Genomic DNA, 5,987 nt, shown 5'->3' with positions numbered 1-5,987 from the left:
CTCGTCGAGGATCTGCGCCACCACCTCCGGCACGGATTTATTGACGAAGAAACGGTGGGTGCGAAACTGTTTGTCCAGTAAGGAGATAAAAGGCTCAAGAATGATTTCATACGTGACCTGATCGCGTGATCCTGTCAGTCGTCGGAAGTCCGTTACTACACCATGAACAATTTTACCGACAACGGGGTTAAATAATTCCCCCACGCCCATGTTCAGCGTGGCGGTTTTACGCAACATCATTTCAGCCGTAAGATCCGGATGAGGGCTGGTGAAACGAATGGTGTAATGATAGAGAACACTCATCTGTTCCACGCCTTCAAAACGTTCCACATCCAATGGATAAGGGCAGGAAGGAATGTTCAGGCTGTATCGATTAAGTACGGTTCCAGTTACCTCAGATATCTTTTCCATTTCTATAACTCCCATCACCGGTCAGAATAACATTAATAGTGATCAGTCCATTTTTGATTAATATAAGGGAAAACAAACCGACACATCAGACAGCCAATGTAAATAAGAAAAAGAGAGCCCCTCTCCACAATAAAACCCATAATCACTATTTGATACGAAAAAAACCAGGCTGAAATAACCACTCCGACAGTGATCACCGCACCACCTAACGCACATAGAGCATTAAAGATAATTAATTTTAAAACTTATCTTAATTTCATAAACCACCTGGGAAATACTTGAATATTTTATCGAACCCTTCTGGATTGACATCGCCAATAGCACAGGATTACCAGTCGCGCCAGCCTGAATTTATCATCCTGATTTTCTATGCGATGCTCAGTATGAATAAAATCGTAACAGAGATACACAAGGCCAGCCGGGAATGAAATAACACCTTCCGCCACAGCACCTAAAAATACAGGCCCATTGACATTAATAGCATCCAGCATATCTCTGGCAATCTCCTTGCGCTATCCATGTTCGATAACCTTTAACCAGAGAGCAGGCTGTTAGTGTTGCGACTTTCACCATCGCCGCTGATGAGAATAACGTCGTTAATGAAGAGCCGAAACGCCCCACCACTTGTATATTAGCTATGTTATTCATCATAAATATATGTGTGTGCGAAGCGATAAATAAAATACCCAACCAAATACTCGGCTATTGAAAATGCACCCCACAGATACTTTGACTCACTATTTGAGAAAAAAAAGAACCAGAGGGAAAAAGCAATGCCTGAAGCACCTAATCCCATCCCGATCCCCCGCGACAGGCGAGAAAGAATGATCAGCGTTATACGTTTAATATTCATTAACTATCCAGAAAACACTCACACATCCTATAAAAGTCAGCATTATGTGTGGGATGCTTCACGCTCACCCTTCACCTTAATTATAATCATCCCATTTATTATTAATATACGGAAAAGCAAACCGATACATCAAATAACCAATGTAAATAAAAACAAGAGAAGCACACCCCCAATAAAACCCATAATCACTGCTTGATACGAAAAAAAACCAGACCGAAAGAACAACGCCGATAGTGATCACCGTACCCCCTAACGCACACAGAACATTAAATATGATTAATTTTGCAATTCCTTTTGTATTCATAGGCCACCCAGAAAATATTTACATATTCTGTCAAATTCTTCTGAATTATCATCGCCAATAGCACAGGCTTGTTCGAATGGTTTAACCTTATCCTCGAAGAGGAAATATAAAAGATCCAGATCCCCCTTATCTTTGAGCTTATAGTAAATTTTGGGATTTCTTTCCTTCAGATACCTGGATGTATAAATCGATCTTGATGACTCAGCACCAATTGAGAGAAGTGAACCTATAGTAAAGCCAGAAAACACCACTGTAACTAAACGAGTAGAGATTACATTAGCTAAATTAACCCCTGTTAATTGAGAAAAAATCACCTTCCCAACTGCACTTCCGCCAATGTTTTCAGCCATTGAAATCATATTGATGCGGAATGAAAAATCCTCTATAAATAAGTTAATAGCTTTTTCAATTGTCGTTTTATTGAAGGTTGCTGTTTTAACTAGTCGTGCCAGCCTGAATTTATCGTCCTGATTCTCTCTGCGATGTTCCGTATCAATAAAATCATAACCGAGATATACAAGGCTAACCGGGAATGAAATAACACCTTTCGCCACAGCACCTAAAAATCCGGATCCATCGACATTAATAGCATCCAGCATATCTCTGGCAATCTCTTTTGCGCTGTCCATGTTCGATATCCTTTAATTAAAGAACAGGCTGGCTGTTAAACTCCAGCCCAATCCCCTCGTCCTCACTCCAGCCCAGCGTCAGCGTTTTCGGTTTCTGCTGCGCGGCCATGTGAACAAGCAGCTGCTGGCTCAGCACCGGCAGGATCTGCTGGTTGAGCAGGCTGTCGACGTTGCGCGCGCCGGTGTCCGGCAGCAGGCAGGCGGCGGTCAGCGCGTCATACAGGCTCTCGTCGATCTGCGTGGTCAGGCCATAGTGGCGGTGCAGGCGCCTGCTGACCTGGCCGAGTTTCATTTCGACGATAGTGCGCATTGCGGGCTCACTCAGCGGGCGGTAAATCACGGTCTGGAAGCGGGCCACCAGCGCGGGCTGGAAGTGTTCGCGCAGGATCGGGCGCAGCAGTTCGTGCAGATCCGCTTCGCTGGCTTCCGACTGTTCGTCCAGCAGCAGCATCAGGCGATCGCTGCCGAGGTTGGAGGTCATCAGGATCACGGTGTTACGGAAGTCGATCTCCCGGCCTTCACCGTCGCGCATAACGCCCCGGTCGAACACCTGGTAGAACAGATTTATCACGTCGCGGTGCGCTTTTTCGACTTCATCAAGCAGCACCACGCTGTACGGACGCTTGCGCACCGCTTCGGTGAGGATGCCGCCCTGACCGTAGCCGACGTAGCCCGGCGGTGAGCCTTTCAGCTGGGAGACGGTGTGCGGCTCCTGATATTCAGAGAGGTTGATGGTGATCAGGGACTTTTCACCGCCGTAAAGCACATCGGCGAGCGCCAGCGCGGTTTCGGTTTTGCCGACGCCGCTCGGGCCGACCAGCAGGAACACGCCCTGTGGGCCGTTTTCAGACGTGAGCCCGGTTTTCGCCGCACGGAGGCGCCGGGCGATGGCTGCCAGGGAAATATCCTGACCGACCACGCGCCTGCCAATGTCCTGCTCCAGGTTCAGCAGTTCGGTCTGCTCGTCTTTCATCAGTGAGGAGAGCGGCACGCCGGTCCAGTCGGCAATCACCGTGGCGACGGTGCGCACGTCCACATCGACGGAGAGCAGCGGGCTGCTCTGCTGCATCGCGTTCAGCTGCTGCTGCAGGTCGCGGGTCTCATTCTGGCGCGAGAGGTCCTGGCGGGTTGCCAGCAGCCGTTCGGTCAGTTCGAGCTCTTCTTTATACTGCTTCTCCAGCGCTTCCAGCGCCGCAGTCAGGCGGGTCTCGTCCTGCGCGATAGTCGCCAGGCGTTCACCCTGTGCAGGGTCGCCGACCGCAATATCTTCCAGCAGCGCCTGCTTCTCCATTGCCAGCGAACCGAGCTGCACGCGGATGCGGGTCAGCGGTTCCGGCACCGTATCAATGCTCATCCGCACGCGGGCGGCAGCGGTGTCGAGCAGGTCAACCGCTTTGTCCGGCAGCTGACGACCGGTCAGATAGCGGCGCGACAGCGACACCGCCGCGCGCACGGCGGCGTCGGTGATATGTACGTTGTGGTGTCCGGCGTAACGGGCTTTGAGGCCTCTTAGCATCAGGCAGGCGGCGTTGTCGTCCGGCTCATCCACTTTAATCATCTGGAAGCGACGCTCCAGCGCGGCGTCGCGTTCAAAATACTGTTTATACTCGGACCAGGTGGTCGCCGCGATAGTGCGCAGTTCGCCGCGCGCCAGCGCCGGTTTCAGCAGGTTGGCCGCATCGGCACCGCCCGCCTGGTTACCGGCACCGATGATAGTGTGCGCTTCGTCGATAAACAGCAAAACCGGTACCGGCGACTGCTGCACGGCGTCGATGACGTTTTTCAGACGCTGTTCAAACTCGCCCTTTACGCCTGCGCCAGCCTGCAACAGCCCGAGGTCGAGCGTGCGCAGAACCACCGGCCTGAGCGACTCCGGGACGTTGCCTTCAGCGATGCGCAGCGCCAGCCCCTCCACCAGCGCGGTTTTGCCGACGCCCGGCTCCCCGACCAGAATCGGATTATTTTTGCGACGTCGCGAAAGGATGTCGACCATCTGGCGGATTTCGGTATCACGCCCGAACACCGGGTCGATTTTGCCCTCTCTTGCTTTGGCGGTAACGTCGAGGGTGAATTTATCCAGCGCATTTTGCAGCGCAGGCGACAGCTCGCCCTCTTTCACTTCGCTGCCCGCCGGATGGCCAGTGATTTCCACGCCGCCGCCGGAGGAAACAGTTAGCGCTTCTTCCTGCTGCAGTTCGGCGCGTTCGTCCGACTGCGCATCGAGCAGCCCGCGCAGACGCTCCAGCTGGCTCTTGCCCAGGGTCAGCAGCGGCCACAGGCCGTCACAGCGAATGAGTTTCGGGCTGTCAGTCAGTACCATCAGCAGGTGCAGGCTGCGGATCTGCTCTTCGCCCTGCAGGGAGGCCACCATCCACGCCTGTTTCAGCAGCGTGTGGAGCGAGTCCGCAAGCGCCGGGCGGCGGCGTAATGAACGCGGCAGAGTATCCAGCCAGCCGAGCAGCGCCTGCCACATGCCGTCCATGTCCCATTCGTAGCGGCGTGCCAGCACCGTGAAGTCGCCTTCGCCCTGCTCCAGCAGTTTGAGCAGCCAGTGTTCGGGCAGGATTTCAGCGTGCGCGCGGGTCTGGCACAGAGAGGCCGCCCCTTCCAGGGCGCGGGCACAGTACGGGTTGAGACGACGTAACAGGACGGCTGAATTTTCCATTTTTCTCTCTCTTTATTTTTCCAGGACACGCTACCGCCCATCGCTGTTTACTTACCAAAGCGCATCAGGTCAGGCAGATTGGGGTTTTCCTGAACGCCCGGCTGGCAGACGCTCAGGAAAACTGCGGACAGGGAACCCTGTCCGCAGCGGATTTACCTATATAAATCAGGCAGTAGCACGTTCATTCCATGAATCGGAATGAATGATGTTGCCGTCTTTGTAGGTCCAGGTGATTTTTTCGTAGCGCAGTTCGATCTGCTCGAGGTGGTTGTGCTTCTCTTTCGCCGGATCTTTGATGTCGTGCATTTTCGGCGCGACTTTCACCAGCTTGACGTTCTCCAGTTTGGTGTTGAAATATTCAACTTCCTGGCCCGCGTCATTGATTTTGTACCACTTGAACTCAGCGGATTTCAGGGTCTGACCGGTGGTCACCGCTTTGTAGAGATACGGGCTGGATGAGTCGATCTCCTTGGTGAAGATAAATGGCGTGTGTACGCGGGTGCCGGTCAACTTGCCGGTGTTGTTGTCGGTGGGGATGTACAGGGTGTGATCCTGCGCGACCACCTCGATGCTGCCTTCGCGATCCTGCACGTCAACAGAGCCTTTGATGTCAGCGCCGCCGTCGTCTTTCAGCCACAGATAAACAGGAATTGCCATGTGTTAGTTCTCCATTAGGTTGTTATCAACGTCATCTTCCTGCGATGACGTAGGGGTGTTGCCAGGTATCCGGCAGGCGTCTGCCTGCGGCACCAGACTGATTTCGACCCGGCGGTTGAGCGCGCGCCCGTCCGGCGTGTCGTTGGTAGCGATGGGGCGGCTTTCGCCATAGCCCTGTACGGCAAAACAGCTTTCCGGTACGTCGCCGGTGTCACGCATCCAGTTGCGCACCGCTTCGGCACGCTTCAGAGAGAGCGTCTGGTTAAGCCCGGGATTGCCGGTGTTGTCGGTATGCCCGGCAACGACAATCAGCCAGCCCGGTTTGGCCCTGATGCCCACCAGTGCGTTCACCAGCAGCCTGGTGGAGCCGGGTTTGAGGTCGTATCTGCCGGAATCGAACAGCGACATGCTGTCGAGGCGGAGGGTTTCTGGCCCCTGAACGATTTTATTAATGACAGGCGGTGGCGG

Annotated in this window: 6 protein-coding genes; all 6 read right to left on the bottom strand. The window is 53.4% G+C overall.

The features are described from left to right. Positions 1-411, bottom strand: a 411-nt coding sequence (locus NV64_RS22355; protein WP_255410346.1) for a contractile injection system protein, VgrG/Pvc8 family, incomplete at its 3' end; no start/stop codon positions are given. A gap of 640 nt (positions 412-1,051) precedes the next feature. Beyond that, on the bottom strand, positions 1,052-1,264 hold the full coding sequence (locus NV64_RS22345) for a hypothetical protein (protein ID WP_101506819.1): 213 nt from the start codon (positions 1,262-1,264) through the stop codon (positions 1,052-1,054). A 300-nt stretch (positions 1,265-1,564) separates the two neighbouring features. Next, positions 1,565-2,197, bottom strand: a complete 633-nt coding sequence (locus tag NV64_RS22335; protein WP_101506818.1) for a hypothetical protein — start codon at positions 2,195-2,197, stop codon at positions 1,565-1,567. A 16-nt stretch (positions 2,198-2,213) separates the two neighbouring features. Then, on the bottom strand, positions 2,214-4,862 hold the full coding sequence (tssH, locus tag NV64_RS22330; RefSeq protein WP_101506817.1) for a type VI secretion system ATPase TssH: 2,649 nt from the start codon (positions 4,860-4,862) through the stop codon (positions 2,214-2,216). Between the two features lie 165 nt (positions 4,863-5,027). After that, the gene (locus NV64_RS22325) at positions 5,028-5,519 is read right to left on the bottom strand and encodes an Hcp family type VI secretion system effector (RefSeq protein ID WP_056234940.1); all 492 of its coding nucleotides are present in this window, start codon (positions 5,517-5,519) and stop codon (positions 5,028-5,030) included. A gap of 3 nt (positions 5,520-5,522) precedes the next feature. Beyond that, positions 5,523-5,987, bottom strand: a 465-nt coding sequence (locus NV64_RS22320) for an OmpA family protein (RefSeq protein ID WP_146005540.1), incomplete at its 5' end; no start/stop codon positions are given.

It is taken from the genome of Erwinia sp. B116, assembly GCF_002865965.1.
Classification (GTDB): Bacteria; Pseudomonadota; Gammaproteobacteria; order Enterobacterales; family Enterobacteriaceae; genus Erwinia.
Note: the sequence above shows the minus strand (reverse complement) of the source record. Positions and strands in the feature narration are given on the sequence as shown.